Below are 19,090 nucleotides of genomic sequence, written 5' to 3'. Positions count from 1 at the left end.
GGCAGGCAACCTCCGGGGCCGTAACCGCGTCCCACCCTGAGCAGTCCCGTGCCTCGGTCCGACCACGACGGGAACCGCGTGTGTACGGGGCGTCCGAAAGGGACCCCCCGGGGGGAACGGCGGCTCACGACCACCGTACGGTTGAACGCCCGCCGTCGGCCGCATGAACATGGGGAGAGCTACCGGATGCCGCACGCCACTGCCGCGCCCGTGCCCGGCCACCGGCCCCGCTGGTGGACGGAACTGCCACTGATAGCGGTGGTGTACGCGCTGTACTCGGCGGGACGGCTCGTGGTCCGCGGCGATGTGTCGACGGCGGTCGACCACGGCCTGGCCATCCTCCGCCTGGAGCAGGCGCTCCACATCAACGCCGAGCACCCGCTCAACCGGCTGCTGACCGACACCCCGTCGCTCGGGATACCCGCCGACTTCGCGTACGCCTCCCTGCACTACCTGGTCACCCCGGCCGTCCTCATATGGATGTTCCGGCGCAGGTCGGCCGCCTACCGGGCGGCCAGGACCTGGCTGATGACCTCGACCCTGCTGGGCATGATCGGCTTCACGCTGATGCCGACCTGCCCGCCCCGGCTGCTGGACGCCGGATACGGGTTCGTCGACACGATGGCCCAGTACAGCTCGTACGGCTGGTGGGGCACCGGCGCGAGCGCGCCGCGCGGGCTCAGCGGAATGACCAACCAGTACGCGGCGATGCCCAGTCTGCACGTGGGCTGGGCCGTGTGGTGCGGGGTCCTGCTGTGGCGCCACGGCCGTCACCCCCTCATACGGGCCGCGGGTATCGCCTACCCGCTGCTGACCACTTTCGTGGTGATGGGCACCGCCAACCACTATTTCCTCGACGCCGTCGCGGGTGCCGCCGTGATGGGCCTCGGAGCACTGCTGACCAGGCCGGTGATGCGGCTGGCGGACCGGGTCAAGGACCGGTTCCGGGCGGCTTCCGCCCCTGTCGCCGCGGCCTCCCGGGCGACGAAGTCCCCGATTGTCAGTGCCGGATGCAAGACTTCCGCGGGTGAGCGAATCCCCGGCCAGCGGACCACCTCCGCAGATTCCACCGACGCGACACGAAGCGACGCCGGACGAAGCGACGCGGCAGCGATCGACGCCGCACGGAGCGACGCGGCGGAGAGCGACGACGCTCCGGCAGCGGCTCGCTGAACTGCGCGGCCCGTCCGTCGCACCGCACCCGCTCGACGCCCGCGCGCTGGCCGCCCTCGCCGCCAACCCCGGCTGCAAACGCCGGGCGCTGCTCGACGGCGCCGGGGTGGACAAGGCCGTGCTCGCCACCGCTCTCGGCTCCCCCGCCCCGTTCGGCCAGTCCCAGTTCGCCTTCATGCGGGGCAACGCGTTCGAGGCGAAGGTCAAGGCCGACGGCGGTACGGAGCTGCTGCGCCTGCTGCACGAACGCCTCGGCGGCGGTGCCGAGGCGCCGGCCGAGGTGCGGGTGCCCGATCTGGCGGCGGCCGGACCCGAGGGCCGCGCGGCGCGCACCGCGCTCGCCCTGCGGGAGGCGACGACGGCGGGCGGCTGGACCCTGCTGGACCACCCGATGCTGGCCCTGGAGGTGGCGGGATCGCCCGCCTATCTGGAGCCGGACGCGGTGGTGGTGCACCCCGACGGCCGGTGGACGGTCGTCGAGATCAAGTCCTTCCCCATGATCGACGGTTCCGCCGATGCCGCGAAGGTCGGCGCGGCGGCCCGCCAGTCCGCCGTCTATGTGCTGGCCCTGGAGCGGGTCGCGGCGCTGACCGAGGGCGCCGAGGTCGGGCACCGGGTGCTGCTGGTCTGCCCGAAGGACTTCTCCAACCTGCCGACCGCCTCGGTCGTGGACGTACGCAAGCAGCGCGCCGTCACCCGCCGCCAGCTGACCCGGCTGACCCGCATCGAGGACATCGCGGCGACGCTGCCCGAGGGGACGACGTTCGACCCGGAGTGCTCCCCGCGGGAGCTCGACGCCGCGGTCGAATCGGTCACCGCGGCGTACGCCCCGGAATGCCTGGCCGCGTGCGAGCTGGCCTTCCACTGCCGGGCGAAGTCCCGTGCCGAGGGCGCGGTGGAGTCGCTGGGCCGGAGCGTACGGGGTGAGCTGGGCGGGCTGACGACGGTGGCCGGGGTCCTGGCCGCCGCGGCGGGCAAGGAGGGCGACCCGGCCGACCCCACGGTCGCCGCGCTGCGCAGGGCCGCGGCCCTGCGCGCGGAGGCACTGGAGGGCGCGGCCGCATGTCGCTGATCAACACGCTGGCCCGGCTGGAGGCCGTGGAGAGCGGCCGTGCGCAGCCGATGGCCACCGTCCGCCACCGCCATCTCACCGCCGCGCCCCTGGTGCTGGTGCCGCTGACCACCGCCGGTGAGGCGGGCGCCCCGCTGGGGGCGCTGGTCGGGACGGACCGCGAGGCGCCCCGGCTGCTGGCCGTCGCCCAGCCGCGCGACCGGGACCTGCGGTTCGCCTTCCTGGCGGAGCTGGCCGAGTCGATCCTGCCGCACATCGAGGGGTACGCGGACGTCGTCGAGCCGGCCGAGCGCAGCGAGGTCGACCCCGAGACCGGCAAGAAGGTCAAGGTCGAGGTCGAACTGTGCGCGGACGCGGCCCAGTTGATCGTGCCGAGCCGCGCGGGCATCGAGTTCGTCCGGCTGCTGGGGCGGTCGATGCGTTTCCGGCGGACCGCCGAGGACGATCCCGGCACCCCCTATCCGGCGCCCCCACGGGTGCCCCTGCTCGGCCGCTGGCTGACGCACTACGGGGAGCGCGCCCGGGTGCCGGGCTCCTCGCTGCTGCTCGCCACCACCGATCTGCTGAACCGGCACTGGGCGACCGGGCAGAGCAGTCTGGAGGACCAGCATCTGGGGGCGCTGCTCGCCTGGATCGACCCGTCGGCGGGCGAGTCGGGGGCGGAGGCGGCGCTCCGTGCGGAGCTGGCGCGGGACGGGGAGGGCCAGTTGCTGTGTCCGCCCGCCGGACCGGCCACCGACCCGGCGTTCGACAACCGGCTGCTGGCGCCCGCGATCGAGAAGTACGACCGGGCGCGCACCTCGCTGGCCGCCGCCGAGGACGGGCTCGCGGCGGATGCCCGGCTGGGTGAGCTGAGTTCCGCCGAGCGGGAGATCCGTTCGCTGCTGGCCGGGGTGCTGCTGCCCACCTGGGACGCCGTGTGGCGGGGGCTCGATCTGCTGCGGGAGCTGCCCGAGGGGGCCAGGGCCGAGGACCGGTGGACCCGGGACCGCTGGTCGTTCACCGGCCACCGGGACCGGGTGCGCTCCGGTGAGCCGCCGCAGCCGCGCCGGGACGACGCGGTGACGGCGGCGCAGAAGCTGGCCTCGCGGGAGACGGCCCAGGCGCAGTTGGACGCGCAGGAGGCGCTGGACGATCCGTTGGTGCTCGCCGGACGGCGGCTGTCGGGCGAGGCGTTCCTCGCGGAGGTGACCGAGGTGGAGATGGCGTACAGCGAGTCGAAGCGGCCCTCACCGCGCCCCCTGGTCACGGTCCGTACGGCCGAGCGCCCGCACCTGGGCGAGCGGACCAAGGTGTACCGCTCGCTGGACGGCAAGCCGCAGACCGCGGAGTTCGCGGGGTACGCCACCGGGGCTGCCGGGGCTGCCGGGGCTGCCGGGGACGGCGGGGATGGCGGGGATGGCGGGGATGGCGGGGATGGCGGGAACGACGGAAACGCCGTAGACACCGCGGACGGTGCCGGGGGCGACGGGACGGACGAGGCGGGCGAGATCCTGCTGGTGCTGCGGATCCTGGACCGGATGGGGCGGGGCAGGGAACCGGCACCCGGTTCGGTGCCGGAGCCGGGCGACCGGATCGCCTGGACGCTGTTCGAGCACGATCAGCGTGGCGGCCCGAAGCTGCCGGACCCGGAGGAGACCCCGTGGACCCATGGCGGCCCGCCGGGCGCGGCCGACGACCTGCGTGAGCATCCCGACCCCGTGACCCCCGAGGACCTGCTGTGACGGCCACGTTCGACCCGGGCGCCGAGGCGGCGCGGGCGACCGACGCGATTCTCGGCGACACCCTGCGCGGCACGTCGCGCGGCATCGTCGTGGATTCGCCGCCGGGCGCCGGAAAGTCGACCCTCGTGGTCCGCGCCGCGCTCGAACTGGCCGCCGCGGGACGCCCGTTGATGGTGATCGCGCAGACCAACGCACAGGTCGACGATCTCGTGGTGCGGCTGGCGGAGAAGGACCCGGGGCTGCCGGTGGGCCGGTTGCACAGCAACGACTCCGACCCGTACGACAAGGTGCTGGACGGCCTGGCCAACGTACGGAAGTCGGCGAAGGCGGCGGATCTGGCCGGGCTCGACGTGGTCATCTCGACGGCCGCCAAGTGGGCGCACGTGAAGAACGTGGAGCCGTGGGGGCACGCGATCGTGGACGAGGCGTACCAGATGCGTTCGGACGCGCTGCTGGCCGTCGCCGGGCTCTTCGAGCGGGCGCTGTTCGTCGGCGACCCCGGCCAGTTGGACCCGTTCTCGATCGTCGGCGCGGACCAGTGGGCGGGGCTGAGCTACGACCCCTCGGCGAGCGCGGTCTCCACGCTGCTCGCGCACAATCCGCGGCTGCCGCAGCACCGGCTGCCGGTGTCCTGGCGGCTGCCCGCGTCGGCCGCGCCGCTGGTCTCGGACGCGTTCTACCCGTACACCCCGTTCCGCAGCGGTACGGGCCACGGGGACCGGCGGCTCTCGTTCGGGGTGGCGTCGGACGGTTCGGGCCCGGACCGGGTGCTGGACGAGGCGGCGGAGTCCGGCTGGGCGCTGCTGGAACTGCCGGCCAGACACACCCCGCGCACCGACCCGGAGGCGGTACGGGCGGTGGCCCGAGTGGTGCGCCGGATGCTGGACCGGGGCGGCGTCGCGACGAGCGAGCGGTCCGAGGACCCGGTCCCGGTGACGCCGGACCGGGTCGCGGTCGGCACGGCCCACCGCGATCAGGCGGCGGCGGTCCGGGCGGCGCTCGCGGAGCTGGGCGTCACGGGGGTGTCGGTGGACACGGCGAACCGGCTCCAGGGCCGCGAGTTCGATGTGACGGTGGTCCTGCATCCGCTGTCCGGGCGCCCGGACGCGACCGCCTTCCACCTGGAGACGGGCCGGCTGTGCGTGCTGGCCTCACGCCACCGGCACGCCTGTGTCGTGGTGTGCCGCGAGGGCGTGGCGGACCTGCTGGACGAGCACCCGTCGACGGAGCCGGTGCAGCTGGGGGTCACGGTGAAGTTCCCGGACGGATGGGAGGCGAATCACGCGGTGCTGGCCCATCTGGCGGAGCACCGGGTCCGGTGGCGGCCCTGACGGACGGCGTACGCACGCGCCTCGGGCACCGGGGCGGGAAGCCCCCTTGCGCGGGGTTGGACAATGGAGGGTGGCCGTCCGGCCGCCCGAAGGAGGGACATCCCATGGCACAGCCCGAGCGGAACGAGCGGCAGAGGCTGCGTCCCGCGCCGCTGCTCTTCGAGCCGTCGGAGGCGGCAGCCGATCCCGAGCACTTCTTCGACCTGGAGTCGTTGGAGGACCCGAAGGACCTGCTGGCCCGCGCGACCGAGCTGACGCACGCCTTCCGGGCGGCGGCCGACCGGGCGGTCGAGTTCCAGGCGATGGCCGCCGCCCAGCTGGCCGACCCGCGCCGGTTCGACCGGCTGACGGTGACGGATGTCGCGGAGCGCGCGGAGTGGACCGAGGACTATGCCAAGAAGATGATCGAGTTCGGCCGGTCCCTGCTGAACACCCCGAGGCCGTGACGGACATCGCGAGGCCCTGACCGGACACCGCGACGCCCTGACCGGACACACGGCGGCCCTGGCTGATGCTCCGTGGCCCCCACCGGCCTGCGGACCCGGTGGTTTTCGTTGACTTCGGGTACGACCCCTGGCATATGCCGCCGGGCAAGATACTCCCTCGTCTCCCATCGTGTCCCGGTTTTGGCAACTCTCGGAATCGATCCCGTCACTCCCGGTAGACCTGAGCCCATGAGCGCTTGGCTGAAAGACGAAACGACCCTGCAGGCCGGTGCCGCCCCGCACCACGGCGTCGACATCTTCGCCCTGCTGCGGGACCAGGCCACCCATCAGGCCGCACAGGTCACCGCGGCCGGCGCCGCGTGGCTGGCCGGGGCCACGGCCTATCCGCGCAGCACGCTCTCCCAGTGGGAAGCCCGTCCCGGCTCGCCCGGCGTACTGCCGTGCGGCTCCGCGTTCGACGTGGTGAACGTCCCCGCGCTGTTCGGCCGCCGGATGCTGGAGCGGCTCTGGGCCGAGGGTCCGGGCTCCGGCCCGGTCGCCACGCACCGGGGCCGGATGATGCTGTTCGCGGCCCCCGGAACCGCCCAGCGGCTGCCCTCGCTCCTGGCCTGGGAGGAGTGGGGCACCGGAGGGCCCGAGCAGCGGCGGGGACAGGAGAGGGCCGTCCCCCCGCTCCTCTGTCACGGCACCGGCGACGCGGTGACCGTCCCGCCCCTGACCTGCGCTTCCACCAGCTCCGGCCCCCGCTGGGTGGTCGCCCCCGACACCCGTAGTCCGTGGCTTCCCGGACCCGACGTCATGCTCTGGGCCTGCGTACGGGTGGGCAGGTCGGCACCCCTGGCGGCCGACGGGAGTTCGATTTTTCCTCCGGCCGATCCGGATGCTAATGTCTACGACGTCACCAGGCGCCGTTAGCTCAGTTGGTTAGAGCAGCTGACTCTTAATCAGCGGGTCCGGGGTTCGAGTCCCTGACGGCGCACAGACGGAAGAAGCCCCCTCGCTCAAGCGAGGGGGCTTCTTCGTGTGCTCGGCGGAAACCGCACGGAAGTCATGCGGAAGCCAGGCGCAAGCCGCGCGGCCCGGGAGGGGCAGCCCTCACGCTCCGGTGGCGATCCGGACCGTCCAGGAGCCCGACGGGGTGCGGTCGGCGACCTCGATCCTGGTCCGCTCGCCGGGCACGGTGAACGTCTCGCCGACCCCGAGCGGGGCGTCGGCGAGCGGCGGGTAGACCGACCGGTCCCAGCAGGACTGGGTGTCGGGGTGGGTGTCGATCACCTCGACCGGGCCGCCGCCGGACGGCGTCTCGTTGCGGATCCGGTAGATCAGGACGCCCTCCGAACAGGTCGCGCTGTCGTTGCCGACGGCGCTGCGGGCCTCGATGGCCAGCGCGCTGCCCTCGCCCGTCCTGACGACGGCGAGCCGGGTCCCGATGGACCCGCCGGGCACGGGGGCGGCGGCGATGGGTTCCAGGGTGAGATCGGCCGTTCCCTGGACGCAGACCACCTGGCGCCGGTCGAGCCAGCCGAGCTTCCACTTGTGCCAGCCGAACAGGTCCGGTGCCAGTCCGAACTGGCTGCCCATGACGTCCCAGTCGCCGACGTAGGTGTCCCAGTCTCCCTTGCCGTCCGTGGGCCGGTGGTAGAGGTCGGCGAGGTCGAAGACGTGCCCGGTCTCGTGCGCGAGGACGTTGCGGTCCGGCGGGTGCTGCTCGAAGACGGTGACGACGCGCTTGATGTCCGTACCGTCGGCGCGCAGCGGACGGTCGAAGTTGACGACCTTGGTGGCGTCGGAGTCGACACCGGGAGCGTCCGGATCGGCCACCAGATAGACGATGTCGTACGCGGAGAAGTCGACCTCGCTGTCGGCGGCGGCGATCGCGTCACGCAGGTAGGCGGTGCGCCGCCCCGAGTCCCAGTCACGCTCTATCCCGTAATGGGCGGAGGGGTGCGGCATCCGCGTCCAGCGCCGCTGCGGGTGCGGGCGGAGGGTGAAGGTGCCGTAGCTGGCGCGCTCGAAGAAGTGCGTGGTCGCGGGGAAGTGGTCGGCGGCCAGCATCTCCGGGGTGACGGTGGGCTCGGAGTCCGGGAACGAGAGGAAGATCATGACCGCGTCGAGGCCGCGGTCGGGGCGCGGGTAGGAGCCGTTCCAGCTGTCCAGGCCCAGCGAGTGGTGCGCCGCCGTCCGGGGCAGGGCGCACGGGCCCGCGCCGCCCGTGGCGGCGTGCGCGGGGCCCGCGACCAGGGACGTGGCGGCAAGCGCCATGAGAGAGGTCAGAGCGGCCGCCACACTGCGCAGACTCGGCCTTTCCACTCCCCCGGGTCTGTGCTGACGCGGCACATCTACCTCCGGATGGGGAAATGCGGGACACCTCGACCACCCTGTGCCGGTTCGGAGCCGTACGCCCAGTTGTGCTGCCCCACTCGGGTCAGGGTCGGCTCACCGCCGCCCTTCACAGACAGTCACCTTTGATCAATTCGCTGACGTGAAATAACAGATCCGCACAGAAGAGATCACGAGCGGACAAACTGGATCGACGCCGAACGATGGAACGCCCTGCGGACACGGAGCCCGCCACGGTGGACTGGCTGGAACGGCCGCCGCGCCACCCTCTATGCTTCACCACGTTTTCCCGCGTGGTTTCCGCCCCTCACCCAGGCGCTCCACCCGGCGCTCTGTCCGACCCACCTGTTCACGACGACCTTCACAGCGGGAGCGAGCGGTGAGCGGAACCTCCGAAGGGCCGAGGCCCACGGCAGGCCCAGCATCCCCCGACAGCACGCCCCTTTCTGTCACGGAGCGTGACCCGGCGGCACCCACGGGCCCGGAGGCGGTGGCACCCACAGCCTCCGAGTTGCGCGACTACCGGGCCGCGTTCCGGGTCGCCGCGATGCCCATGGCCGTGGTCGACGCGCGGGGCCAGGTCGTCAGCGCCAACGACGCGCTGGGCGGACTGCTGGGCACCGACCCGTCGGCCCTCGCCGCACGGCCGGCGGCCGACCTGGTCGACCTCGCCGCGGACGGCCACACCTGGCACGCGTACCGCGAGGTGCTGCTCGGCCGGCGCTCCCGGTTCCGCTGCACCCGCCGGCTCAAACATCCCGACGGGCGCTCGCTGTGGGCCGAGATCACCTTCGTACCGATGCGCGGGGCGGAGAGCCCGGACGCGGCGGAAAGTTCGTACGGGACGGAGACCTCGGACGGCTCGGAGAGGCCGGATGGGGCGGAGAGGCCGGATGGGGCGGAGAGGCCGGATGGGGCGGAGAGGCCGGATGGGGCGGAGAGGCCGGATGGGGCGGAGAGGCCGGATGGGGCGGAGAGGCCGGATGGGGCGGAGAGGCCGGATGGGGCGGAGAGGCCGTACGGCGCGGCCGTCGGCCGGATGCTGATGTCGGTCGCGGACATCAGCGACCGGCACGAGCTCCAGAAGCGGCTGCGCCACCTCCAGATGCACGACCCGGTGACCCGGCTGCCCAACCGGACGCTGTTCTTCGAGCGGCTCTCGACGGCCCTGGAGACCCCGTACCAGGACGACACGCTGCCCCGGCACGGCCGTATCGGACTCTGCTACCTGGACCTGGACGGGTTCAAGGCGGTCAACGACACCCTGGGCCACCGGATAGGCGACCGGCTGCTCGCGGCCGTCGCCGGGCGGCTCACCGACTGCGCCGGGAGCGAGACCCGCCACCGCGGCGGCAGCCATCTGGTGGCCCGTCTGGGCGGTGACGAGTTCGCGATCCTGGTGGAGGACTCCTCGGGCACGCAACAGCTCACCGATCTCGCCCACGCGCTGCTCACCGCGATCCAGCGGCCCTTCGACCTGGCCGGGCAGCGGCTCTCCGTCTCCGCGTCGATCGGGGTGGTGGAACGGGCCTCGGCCGGTACCTCGCCCACCGGTCTGATGCAGGCCGCCGACACCACGCTGTACTGGGCCAAGGCGGACGGCAAGGCCCGCTGGACCCTCTTCGACCCCGAGCGCAACGCCCACCGCATGACCCGCCAGGCGCTCACCTCGACACTCCGGCCCGCCGTGGAGCGCGGTGAGTTCACGCTGGAGTACCAGCCGCTGGTCGGCATGGCCGACGGGGTCGTCCACGGGGTGGAGGCCCTGATCCGGTGGAACCACCCGCAGTTCGGGGTGCTGGCGCCGAACCGGTTCATCGGGATCGCCGAGGAGGACGGCTCGATCGTCCAGCTCGGCCGGTGGGTGCTGCGCACCGCGTGCCGGCAGGCGCGGCGCTGGCAGCTGGACCACCCGGACGCGCAGCCGCTGTTCATCAGCGTCAACGTGGCCGTACGGCAGGTCTGGGACTCCGATCTGGCCGCCGATGTGGCGGAGATCCTGGCCGACACCGGCCTGGAGCCGGGGCTGCTGCAACTGGAGCTGACCGAGTCCGCGGTGATGGGCTCGGCGGGCCGGCCGTTGCAGGCCCTCCGGGAACTGAGCGACATGGGCGTACGGATCGCCATCGACGACTTCGGCACCGGCTATTCGAACCTGGCCTATCTGAGCCGGCTGCCCGTCTCCGTGCTGAAGCTGGACGGTTCCTTCGTCCGGGGCTTCCGTTACGACGGCGGCGCCCACCCCAGCCCCGCCGACGAGACGATCGTCGAGGCGATGGTGCAGCTGGCGCACCGGCTGGGGCTGACCGTCACCGCGGAGTGCGTGGAGACGGCGGGGCAGGCGGAGCGGCTGCGCAGGATCGGCTGCGACACCGGGCAGGGGTGGCTGTACTCGCGGGCGGTCGCGCCGGAACAGATCGCCGGGCTGATCGGTGCGCGGCCCCTGCCGTGAGGCCCGTACGCGACCGGACCGTCCCGGTCGCGTACGTATCCGCGTCTGCGTACGTGTCTGTGGCTGCGTACGTGTCTGTGACTGCGGCTGTGCCCCGGATCAGGCGGGCAGCCCGTACGCGTCCGCGATCAGGTCGTAGCTGCGCAGCCGGGCGTCTCCGCCGTGGGCGTTGGCGGTGATCATCAGCTCGTCGGCGCCGGTGCGCTTGGCCAGGTCGTCCAGGCCGGTGCGGACCTCGTCCGCGGTGCCGTGGATGACGTTGGAGAGCCAGCTGTCGACGAACTCCCGCTCCATTGAGCTGAAGGAGTACGCCTCCGCCTCCTCAGGGCTCGGGATGAGGCCCGGCCGGCCGGTGCGCAGCCGCACCATCGACAGGGCGCCGGTGAGCACCTGGCGGCGGGCCTCGCGCTCGTCGTCGGCGGCCAGCGCCGAGACACCGATGAGGGCGTACGGGGCGTCGAGCACGGCGGACGGCTTGAAGGACTCCCGGTAGAGGTCCAGGGCGGGCACGGTGTTCTGGGCCGAGAAGTGGTGGGCGAAGGCGAACGGCAGCCCGAGGACCCCGGCCAGCCGGGCGCTGAAGCCGGAGGAGCCCAGCAGCCACACGGGCGGGCGGGCGGCGGACTGCACCCCGCCGGGGGCGGTGGCCTGGACCGGGCCGGGCACGGCGTGGATCCGGGCGTACGGATGGCCGTCGGGGAAGTCGTCGTCGAGGAACCTGATCAGCTCGGCCAGCTGCTGCGGGAAATCGTCGGCGCCCTCGCCGAGCCGCTCGGTGCGGCGCAGCGCGGCGGCGGTCGCGCCGTCCGTGCCGGGGGCGCGGCCCAGGCCCAGGTCGACGCGGCCGGGGGCCATGGCCTCCAGCGTGCCGAACTGTTCGGCGATGACGAGCGGGGCGTGGTTGGGCAGCATCACGCCGCCGGAGCCGAGCCGGATGCGCTCGGTGTGGGCGGCGAGGTGCGCCAGGATCACGGCCGGGGACGACGAGGCGACGCCCGGCATGGAGTGGTGCTCGGCGACCCAGAAGCGGTGGAAGCCGCGGCGCTCGGTCAGCTTGGCGATCTCCACGCTGGTGCGCAGGGCCTGGGTCGCGGTGCGGCCCTGCCCCACGGTCACCAGGTCGAGCACGGACAGGGGCACGGAGGCCGTTCCGCCTGCGGTGCCGCGAATCTCGTCGCCTCGGATCTCGTCCACGTGTCGGCCTCTCCCGGTGGTGCTGATGTGTATGCGGAAGAATGCAACAGGAGGATGGCTCCGCTTATTCCTCGGGGACCGCGCTGCCACCCCTCGGCCCGGCGCCCGGACCTGGGGACGGGACCTGGGGACAGGGCCGGGGAACGGGTCCGGCCGGGGAACGGCGTCCTACTCCCGGACCTCGATCCCCCTCTGGTCCCACGTCCCCGGCGGGGGTACGCGGGTGGCGAAGAGCGTGCCGAGCGCCGGGGACCAGGCCCGGCGGTCCGCCAGCCGCAGCCCTTCCCAGACCGTCACCTGGCTCGCCGTGAGGACCGGTTTGCCGAGGAGTTCCTCCAGCTCGGGAATGTACGCGGCGGTGTGCAGGGCCGTGTCCGGGAACAGCACCACCTCCGCGTCCGGGTGGTCCCCGGCCACGGCCAGCCGCTTCACCAGCTCCGCGTCCTCGCCGCCCGGCCCGTCGGCGGCCGGGATGCCGCCGCCCCGGCCGCCGACCACCTCGACGCCCCCGGCCTTCAGGAAGCCGGTGAAGAGGGCGGCGATGTCCTCGGGGTAGGTCGCGGCCACCGCGACCCGCCCGGCGCCCAGCTCCCGTACCGCGTGGACGAAGCCGAAGGAGGTGCTGGAGGCGGGCAGACCCGCGGCGCGGGCGAGGGTGGCGGTCTGTTCGTGGGCGCCCTCCCAGCCGTACACGAAGCTTCCGCCGGTGCAGGCCCAGACGAGCGCTTCGGCACCCGCCAGGCGCAGCTCCTCCACCCCGGCGTCGAGCCGGTCCGGTGCGCCCATGTCCCGCAGGCGGTCGACACGCCGGGTGTCCTCGCCGGTGTCGGTGTGGAACAGCGGCAGTCTGATGTCGCTGTCGAGCATGATCTCGATGCGCGGGAAGTCGTCCTCGGCAAAGTGGCCCGGGTAGAGAAGTCCTACGGTCGTCATGTCCACCCTTCCTTTTCGTCCCGGAACGCGCGACCGGTCACGGGTGCCCCGGCCTCTTCCCAGTATTCCCCCGGTACGGGATCGAGGCTGCCGTACCGGGTCTGACCAGCGCGAACCCGATAGGCCCTGTTGACGGCGGCAGGTTCGGATGCGAGCGTGGTCAATCCGCACATCTCAGACGTTGCGAAGCGGCTGCCCACTGATGCCAGAGCCCGTGCTTCTCGTTCTCGACTCCGCCCCGTCCCCGCGCCTCGGCCGGCTGACCGGCCGGGTCGGCGTCCGGTACGCGAACGAGCGGAGCCTGGCCGCGCAGCTCCCCCTCGCCGACGTGCTGCTGGTCTGGGACTTCACCTCCGACGCCGTCCGGGCCGCCTGGCCGGGCGAGGGGCCGCGGCCCCGCTGGGTGCATACGGCGAGCGCGGGCGTGGACCGGCTGCTGTGCCCGGAACTGTCCGCGTCCGACACCGTGGTCACCAATGCACGGGGCATCTTCGAGCGGCCGATCGCCGAGTACGTGGCGGGGCTGGTGCTCGCCTTCGCCAAGGACCTCCCCGGCACGCTGGATCTCCAGCGGCGGCGGCGCTGGCACCACCGGGAGGGGCAGCGGATCGCCGGATCGCGGGCGGTCGTGGTGGGCGCCGGGCCGATCGGGCGGGAGATCACGAAGCTGCTGCACGGTCTCGGTGTGCGGGTCGCGCTGGTGGGGCGTACGGCGCGGCGCACGATCCACGGCCTGGAGGACCTGGACCGGCTGGCCGCCCGTGCGGACTGGGTGATCTGCGCGGCACCGCTGACGGAGTCGACGCGCGGGATGTTCGGCGCGCGCTTCTTCGGGCTGATGCAGCCGTCGGCTCGGTTCATCAACGTGGGTCGCGGTCCGATGGTCGTCGAGGGCGAGCTGACGGACGCGCTGCGCAAGCGGTGGATCGCGGGTGCGGCGCTGGATGTGTTCCAGGAGGAGCCGCTGGGGCCGGACAGTCCGCTGTGGGACGTACCGGAGTTGCTGATCTCCCCGCACATGAGCGGGGACACGGTCGGCTGGCGGGACCGGCTGGGTGAGCAGTTCGTGCGGATGTACGAGCTGTGGGCGGACGGGCAGCCGCTGCCGAACGTGGTGGACAAGAAGCGCGGTTACGTCCCCTCCCCCGACCTGAACGAGGGCGACGTCACCGGGTGAACCGGACGGACCGGCCGACCGTCACCGACCGGCCGCTCCATGACAGTCAGTCATGAACCCTGCCCCTCCAGGGGATACGCCCCGCACACCCCTCGTCGCCCTCCGCCCCCAACAGGGCACGGGAAGGTCACCCTCCGGCCACTTTTCGGTTACATGCGACTTCTCCCTGCATAGACGTACGGGATCGGGCAGGCGCTCACCCTGTCCGGACTGTCCGACCGCTCCAGGAGATTGCGAACCATGGCTGACTTCCCGAACCTTTCCCGCCGGGGCTTTCTCCACCGATCGGCGGCCGTGGGCGGACTGCTCGTCGTGCCCGGCCTGCTGGCCGCGTGCAGCAAGACCGACGCCGGGGCCACGGACGGCAAGGGTGCGCTCGACAAGCTCCGCAAGCAGGGTTTCGTCCGGGTCGCGTACGCCAATGAGGCGCCGTACGGCTATCTGGAGGGCAAGGAGCTCAAGGGCGAGGCGCCCACCCTGCACCGGGAGATCTTCAAGGCGCTCGGCGTCGACGAGCTGAAGCCGACCCTCTCCGAGTGGGACGGCCTGATACCCGGACTCCAGGCGGGGAAGTACGACGTGGTCAGCGCGGGCATGGCCATCACCCCGGAGCGCTGCGCGAACGCCCTCTTCTCCGAGCCGGAGTTCATCTCCCCGACCGCGCTGATGGTCAGGAAGGGCAATCCGAAGAAGATCACCGACCTGGCCTCCGCGAAGGCCGCCGGGATCACCGTCGGGGTGATGTCGGGCGCGGTCGAGGGCTCGTACGCCAAGGGCGCGGGCATCGCCGAGGGCAGGATCAAGTCGGTCCAGAAGCCGCAGGACGGGGCCGACGCCGTCAAGGGCGGCCGGATCGACGCCTTCCTGCTGACCGGCATCTCCCTGCGCTGGCTGGCGAAGACCAACCCCGCCACCGAGGTCACCGAGGCGTTCGTCCCGGAGCTGGACGGCAAGCGGCAGTTCTCACCGGGCGGCGCGGTGTTCCGTCAGGGCAACGAGGATCTGCGGGACGCCTTCAACCGTGAGCTGAAGAAGATCGTCGCGGACAAGTCCCGCTATGTGAGCCTGCTCCAGGAGTACGGATTCGGGGCGACCGAGATCCCTCCGGCCACGTTGAAGACCGCGGATCTGTGCAAGGGCTGACGGGGCGGACCACTGCATGAGTGACTTCTTCTCCACTCTCGTCGATGAGTTCCCGCAGGTCCGCGCGGGTCTGTGGGTGACCCTCCAGGCCACCGTGCTGGGCTCCTTGCTGGCTCTCGCCCTGTCCTTCCTGCTCGGTCTGATGGCGGGCAGCCGGCTCCTCCTGGTACGCGGCACCTCCCGCGTCGTCGTGGAGTTCTTCCGCGGCACCTCCCTCTACATCCAGCTGTTCTGGCTCTACTACGCGATGCCGCCACTGACCGGATACGAGCTGACACCGCTGCTCTGCGGGGTCGTCGCCTTCGGCCTGAACTACGGGGCCTACGGCTCCGAGATCGTGCGCGGCGCCATCAACTCCGTACCGCGCGGGCAGTACGAGGCGGCCCTCGCGCTCAACCTCAGCCCGGCCCGGCGGATGCGGAAGGTGATTCTGCCGCAGGCGTGGGTGCAGATGATCCCGTCCTTCACCAATCTGCTGATCCAGCTGCTGAAGTGCACCCCGCTGCTGTGGCTGATCTCCGCGGCCGACCTGATGACCGTGATCCAGCAGCTGCGCGACCGCACCGGTGAGACCCTCACCGCGTATCTGACCCTGCTCGCCGCCTACTTCGTCCTGGCCTATGCGCTGACCCTGCTGATGAACCTGCTGGAGCGGACCGCCAAGCGGCGGCTCGGGCTCCTGACGGACGCGGACAGCCTGCTCAAGAGCCGCAGCGCGACCACCACCGCCGTCGGAGGTGCCCGGTGAACGGCTTCGACTGGAACGCCGCCATGGACGTCCTCCCCCTGGTGCTCGAAGGTTTCCAGGTCACCCTGCTCGCGACCGTGCTCGGCACACTCGTCGCGGCGGTCCTGGGACTGGCCGTCGCGGTGGCCGGACGGGCCCCGAGCAAGCTCGTGACGGTCCCGGTACGGATCGTCATGGAGTTCGTCCGCTCCACCCCGCTGCTCGTCCAACTGGTGGGCGCCGCGGCCCTGTTCACCTCGGTGGAGCCGCTGACCATCGGGATCGTGGTGCTGGGCGTCCACTACGCCGCGTACACCTCCGAGGTGTACCGGGCCGGGATCGACGGCGTACCCAAGGGCCAGTGGGAGGCCTGCCGGGCGCTGTCGCTGTCGCCGCGGCGGACCTGGCAGGCCGTGGTCCTGCCGCAGGCGGTGCGCAATGTGCTGCCGGCCCTCGGCAACTACGCGATCTCGATGTTCAAGGAGACCCCGTTCCTCGCCGTGATCATGGTGCAGGAAATGGTCTTCGAGGCCCGTAAGTACGGGGCCGACCACTTCGCGTACACCGAGGCGTTCACGCTCGCGGGCCTGGTCTTCCTGGTCGCGAGCTACCCCACGTCGCTGTTGATGAGAAAGCTGGAGAAGCGCCTTGGCCACTGAACCTCTCCCCACCGAACCGCTCCCCCTGGCCCCTCTCCCCGTACAGAAGACCGCGGCCACGGTCCCCGAGGTCACCGCACCGGTGATCGCGGGCCCCGCGCATCCGCTGGTCCGCTTCGACAACGTCGTGAAGCGGTACGGCGACCATGTGGTCCTGGACCGGCTGGACTTCACCGTGGAGCGCGGCGAGCACGTCACCCTGATCGGACCCAGCGGCTCCGGCAAGACGACGATCCTGCGGCTGCTGATGACGCTGGAGAAGGTCAGCGACGGGGTGATCTGGGTGGACGGCTCCCCGCTGTCGCACGTCCGCGCCCCGGACGGTTCGCTGCGGCCGGCCGGTGAGAAGCAGCTGCGCGAGTCCCGCAGGAAGATCGGGATGGTCTTCCAGCAGTTCAACCTCTTCCCGAACATGAAGGTGCTCCAGAACATCACCGAGGCGCCCATCAGCGTGCTGGGCAAGGACCGCGACGAGGCGGAGGCCCGCGCCCGCGAGCTGCTCGACCTGGTCGGACTGTCCGGGAAGACCGACGCGCACCCCTCCCAGCTCTCCGGCGGGCAGCAGCAGCGGGTGGCCATCGCGCGGGCGCTGGCGATGGAGCCGGAGATCCTGCTGCTCGACGAGGTGACCTCGGCGCTCGACCCGGAGCTGGTGGCCGGGGTGCTGGAGCTGCTGGGCGACATCGCCAGGAACACCGACATCACCATGGTCTGTGTGACCCACGAGATGAATTTCGCCCGGGATGTCTCAAAGAAGGTGCTGATGTTCGACGCCGGCCGGGTGGTGGAGGCCGGTTCACCGGAAAAAATCTTCACCGCTCCGGAGCACGAACGTACGCGCGAGTTCCTCAACGCGGTGCTGTGACCTCGCCATTGAGGCACAGATCATGACTCTGGCATATGCCGGACGGGTGCGCCCCAGCTGACAGCGCCGGGGCGCACCCGGGAACTCGTCAACGGCCGCCCATCAAGGGCTTCTTGGCCGCTATCGTGGGGCGAAAGCTTGCGGTCACAACCTGGTAGGGGGAAACCGTGGCGTTGAAGCCCGAGCCGACCGCACCGTTCCACTCGGTGCAGTACGCCCTGCGTGTGCTCGAAACGGTCTCCAAGCACGGCGACGGTGTGACCGACGCCCAGATCGCCCGCGAGACGGCGCTGTCCGCCGGGCACCTCGCCTCGCTGCTCCTGACGCTGCGCCGCGAGGGGTACGTCGAGCAGATCGCGGACGGCGCCTATGTCGTCGGCGCCGCACTGCTGCTGCTCGGCTCCGGGGCGGCCCGCCGCCAGGCACTGGAGACCAAGCTCCAGGAGACCCTGATGCAGCTGCGCGACTCGGTCGGCGCGGCGGTCTACTTCAGCAGGTACGTCGACGGGGAGATCCGGGTCACCCAGGTGGCCGACGGTCCCCTGACGCCCGCGGTCAACGAGTGGGTGGACTTCCGCTCCTCGGCGCACGCCAGCGCGGTCGGCAAATGCCTGCTGGCCCAGCTCGACCAGAACGGCCGCCGCGATCACATCTCCCGGCACCGGACGCCCCGGCTGACCTCGCGGACGATCACCAGCGAGAAGGTCCTCTTCTCCAAGCTGGACGCCCAGCCGGCGACGGTCCCGGTGCTGGACCTCCAGGAGTACGCGGTGGGCACGGTCTGCGCGGCGGTGCCGCTGACGGCCGGGTCGTCGGCGGGCTGTCTGGCACTGTCCCTGCCGGTCGAGGACGCCCACCGGCTGCGGTCGGCGGCGGAGACGCTGAACCGGCGGGCGGCACCGGTACTGCTGTCGATGGCGCTGTAGGCGACCTCGCCGCGGCAGGACGGGAGACGCCCGGTGGCGTACGGCCCCGTCGACGCCGGCTCCGCGGGGCCGGCGGGTGCGTGTCATCAGCACCCCTGGAGAGCGGGTATTATTTTCGAGTCAGCAGGCGCCGTTAGCTCAGTTGGTTAGAGCAGCTGACTCTTAATCAGCGGGTCCGGGGTTCGAGTCCCTGACGGCGCACAGACACCACACTGGGTGCTCTCCGTATCACGGGGAGCACCCAGTGTGTTTTTCGTGGTCGGCAGGTCCGTCAGGAGTACCGCCCGCGCGGCAGCGTAGGCACCCCTCACGGCCCCGCACAGTAACCGGTCAGGCGTCAGAACTTGACGTCCGAGCAGGAGTAGAACGCGTTGGTGGTGTCCGCGACGTTCCAGACGGCGAGGATGATGTGCTTGCCGGTCTTCTGGGTGGGGATCGTGCCCTGGTGGGTCAGCGTCGCCGGAGGCTGCTGGTTCCCGTACGGCACGGTCATGAACGGCTGCGATTCCAGGGCGGCCCGGGTGAGGGGCTTCGTGGAGTCCCAGCCGTTCTTGGTGATGTAGTAACGGAAGTCGCTCGTCGAGTGACGGGCGGTGAACTGCCAGCGGAAGCTGTAACCCTGCCCGCCGGTGACCTGGGTGGCGGGCCAGTTGCCACCACGCGGGTCGTCCAGCTGGGAGAAGGGGCCGTTGCCACCCGAACAGATCTTGCCGTCAGCGGGACCCGACGCCGGGAAGCCCTTGGGCCCCTCGACACTCTGCGGCTCCCACTGGATGTTGCCGCAGCCGGTGACCGTGCCATTGGCACAGAGCTTCTGACGGCTGATGGGGGAATCCGTGTAGCCATGGCTGCTGGCGCTGCTGGTAGCGAGCACCGAAGCACCCGCGATCGCCAGGCCGACCACGGCCGCGCTTGCCCTTTTCCGCAT

General features: G+C 71.8%; 17 protein-coding genes and 2 tRNA genes. 15 read left to right on the top strand and 4 right to left on the bottom strand.

From position 1 onward, the window contains the following. The first annotated feature begins 186 nt into the window (after nucleotides 1-186). The 7 genes from OG413_RS17260 to OG413_RS17230 all read left to right on the top strand — a co-directional run bounded on the left by OG413_RS17260 (nucleotide 187) and on the right by OG413_RS17230 (nucleotide 6,725). Nucleotides 187-1,173 (top strand): phosphatase PAP2 family protein, encoded by a 987-nt coding sequence (locus tag OG413_RS17260; protein ID WP_266806558.1) that lies wholly within the window; start codon nucleotides 187-189, stop codon nucleotides 1,171-1,173. A 106-nt stretch (nucleotides 1,174-1,279) separates the two neighbouring features. Continuing rightward, nucleotides 1,280-2,245 (top strand): hypothetical protein, encoded by a 966-nt coding sequence (locus OG413_RS17255; RefSeq protein ID WP_266810208.1) that lies wholly within the window; start codon nucleotides 1,280-1,282, stop codon nucleotides 2,243-2,245. After that, nucleotides 2,236-3,969 carry a hypothetical protein gene (locus OG413_RS17250; protein WP_266806556.1) on the top strand — a complete coding sequence of 578 codons (1,734 nt, stop codon included), beginning with the start codon at nucleotides 2,236-2,238 and terminating at the stop codon, nucleotides 3,967-3,969. The genes OG413_RS17255 and OG413_RS17250 overlap by 10 nt, the downstream gene beginning before the upstream one ends. Then, nucleotides 3,966-5,300: an AAA domain-containing protein gene (locus OG413_RS17245; RefSeq protein WP_266806555.1), complete on the top strand. Its 1,335-nt coding sequence runs from the start codon at nucleotides 3,966-3,968 to the stop codon at nucleotides 5,298-5,300. Before OG413_RS17250 ends, OG413_RS17245 begins: the two co-directional genes overlap by 4 nt. 104 nt (nucleotides 5,301-5,404) lie before the next feature. Further along, entirely contained in the window at nucleotides 5,405-5,746 is a 342-nt protein-coding gene (locus OG413_RS17240; RefSeq protein ID WP_266806554.1) for a hypothetical protein, read from the top strand. 228 nt (nucleotides 5,747-5,974) lie between these two features. After that, nucleotides 5,975-6,661: a hypothetical protein gene (locus OG413_RS17235; RefSeq protein WP_266806553.1), complete on the top strand. Its 687-nt coding sequence runs from the start codon at nucleotides 5,975-5,977 to the stop codon at nucleotides 6,659-6,661. After that, nucleotides 6,652-6,725 (top strand) — tRNA-Lys (locus OG413_RS17230). Before OG413_RS17235 ends, OG413_RS17230 begins: the two co-directional genes overlap by 10 nt. A 116-nt stretch (nucleotides 6,726-6,841) precedes the next feature. On the opposite strand, the gene OG413_RS17225 is transcribed toward OG413_RS17230, so the two are convergent. Continuing rightward, nucleotides 6,842-8,083: a M6 family metalloprotease domain-containing protein gene (locus OG413_RS17225; RefSeq protein ID WP_266806551.1), complete on the bottom strand. Its 1,242-nt coding sequence runs from the start codon at nucleotides 8,081-8,083 to the stop codon at nucleotides 6,842-6,844. A gap of 382 nt (nucleotides 8,084-8,465) precedes the next feature. On the opposite strand from OG413_RS17225, the gene OG413_RS17220 reads away from it, so the two are divergent. Next, a complete protein-coding gene (locus OG413_RS17220) occupies nucleotides 8,466-10,538 on the top strand; it encodes a bifunctional diguanylate cyclase/phosphodiesterase (RefSeq protein WP_266806549.1) in 2,073 nt (690 codons plus the stop codon). Between the two features lie 99 nt (nucleotides 10,539-10,637). On the opposite strand, the gene OG413_RS17215 is transcribed toward OG413_RS17220, so the two are convergent. Together OG413_RS17215 and OG413_RS17210 are read right to left on the bottom strand one after the other, a co-directional pair. Beyond that, nucleotides 10,638-11,732: an LLM class flavin-dependent oxidoreductase gene (locus OG413_RS17215; RefSeq protein WP_266806547.1), complete on the bottom strand. Its 1,095-nt coding sequence runs from the start codon at nucleotides 11,730-11,732 to the stop codon at nucleotides 10,638-10,640. Between the two features lie 168 nt (nucleotides 11,733-11,900). Next, nucleotides 11,901-12,665: a decarboxylase gene (locus tag OG413_RS17210; RefSeq protein ID WP_266806546.1), complete on the bottom strand. Its 765-nt coding sequence runs from the start codon at nucleotides 12,663-12,665 to the stop codon at nucleotides 11,901-11,903. Between the two features lie 202 nt (nucleotides 12,666-12,867). Between OG413_RS17210 and OG413_RS17205 the strand changes: the two genes are divergently transcribed. The 7 genes from OG413_RS17205 (at nucleotide 12,868) to OG413_RS17175 (ending at nucleotide 18,363) form a co-directional block, all read left to right on the top strand. Next, on the top strand, nucleotides 12,868-13,842 hold the full coding sequence (locus OG413_RS17205) for a D-2-hydroxyacid dehydrogenase (RefSeq protein ID WP_266806544.1): 975 nt from the start codon (nucleotides 12,868-12,870) through the stop codon (nucleotides 13,840-13,842). A gap of 240 nt (nucleotides 13,843-14,082) precedes the next feature. Next, entirely contained in the window at nucleotides 14,083-14,985 is a 903-nt protein-coding gene (gene ehuB / locus OG413_RS17200) for an ectoine/hydroxyectoine ABC transporter substrate-binding protein EhuB (RefSeq protein ID WP_266806542.1), read from the top strand. A gap of 16 nt (nucleotides 14,986-15,001) precedes the next feature. Further along, entirely contained in the window at nucleotides 15,002-15,733 is a 732-nt protein-coding gene (gene ehuC / locus OG413_RS17195) for an ectoine/hydroxyectoine ABC transporter permease subunit EhuC (RefSeq protein ID WP_266806540.1), read from the top strand. Continuing rightward, on the top strand, nucleotides 15,730-16,371 hold the full coding sequence (gene ehuD, locus OG413_RS17190; RefSeq protein ID WP_266806538.1) for an ectoine/hydroxyectoine ABC transporter permease subunit EhuD: 642 nt from the start codon (nucleotides 15,730-15,732) through the stop codon (nucleotides 16,369-16,371). The genes ehuC and ehuD overlap by 4 nt, the downstream gene beginning before the upstream one ends. An 82-nt stretch (nucleotides 16,372-16,453) precedes the next feature. Next, complete coding sequence (ehuA, locus tag OG413_RS17185) at nucleotides 16,454-17,236, top strand: ectoine/hydroxyectoine ABC transporter ATP-binding protein EhuA (protein ID WP_266810206.1); 783 nt, start codon at nucleotides 16,454-16,456, stop codon at nucleotides 17,234-17,236. Between the two features lie 167 nt (nucleotides 17,237-17,403). Next, a complete protein-coding gene (locus OG413_RS17180) occupies nucleotides 17,404-18,162 on the top strand; it encodes an IclR family transcriptional regulator (protein ID WP_266806536.1) in 759 nt (252 codons plus the stop codon). A gap of 127 nt (nucleotides 18,163-18,289) precedes the next feature. Then, nucleotides 18,290-18,363, top strand: a tRNA-Lys gene (locus OG413_RS17175). Between the two features lie 136 nt (nucleotides 18,364-18,499). On the opposite strand, the gene OG413_RS17170 is transcribed toward OG413_RS17175, so the two are convergent. After that, complete coding sequence (locus OG413_RS17170; protein ID WP_266806535.1) at nucleotides 18,500-19,090, bottom strand: lytic polysaccharide monooxygenase; 591 nt, start codon at nucleotides 19,088-19,090, stop codon at nucleotides 18,500-18,502.

Origin of the sequence: Streptomyces sp. NBC_01433 (assembly GCF_026340105.1) — a bacterium.
Classification (GTDB): domain Bacteria; phylum Actinomycetota; class Actinomycetes; order Streptomycetales; family Streptomycetaceae; genus Streptomyces.
Note: the sequence above shows the minus strand (reverse complement) of the source record. Positions and strands in the feature narration are given on the sequence as shown.

Coding starts and splice junctions, on each gene's coding strand:
- OG413_RS17240 (WP_266806554.1), top strand. CDS start 5,405: ATGGCACAGCCCGAGCGGAACGAGCGGCAGAGGCTGCGTCCCGCGCCG.
- OG413_RS17260 (WP_266806558.1), top strand. CDS start 187: ATGCCGCACGCCACTGCCGCGCCCGTGCCCGGCCACCGGCCCCGCTGG.
- OG413_RS17235 (WP_266806553.1), top strand. CDS start 5,975: ATGAGCGCTTGGCTGAAAGACGAAACGACCCTGCAGGCCGGTGCCGCC.
- OG413_RS17170 (WP_266806535.1), bottom strand. CDS start 19,090: ATGCGGAAAAGGGCAAGCGCGGCCGTGGTCGGCCTGGCGATCGCGGGT.
- ehuB (WP_266806542.1), top strand. CDS start 14,083: ATGGCTGACTTCCCGAACCTTTCCCGCCGGGGCTTTCTCCACCGATCG.
- ehuC (WP_266806540.1), top strand. CDS start 15,002: ATGAGTGACTTCTTCTCCACTCTCGTCGATGAGTTCCCGCAGGTCCGC.
- OG413_RS17210 (WP_266806546.1), bottom strand. CDS start 12,665: ATGACGACCGTAGGACTTCTCTACCCGGGCCACTTTGCCGAGGACGAC.
- OG413_RS17205 (WP_266806544.1), top strand. CDS start 12,868: ATGCCAGAGCCCGTGCTTCTCGTTCTCGACTCCGCCCCGTCCCCGCGC.
- OG413_RS17250 (WP_266806556.1), top strand. CDS start 2,236: ATGTCGCTGATCAACACGCTGGCCCGGCTGGAGGCCGTGGAGAGCGGC.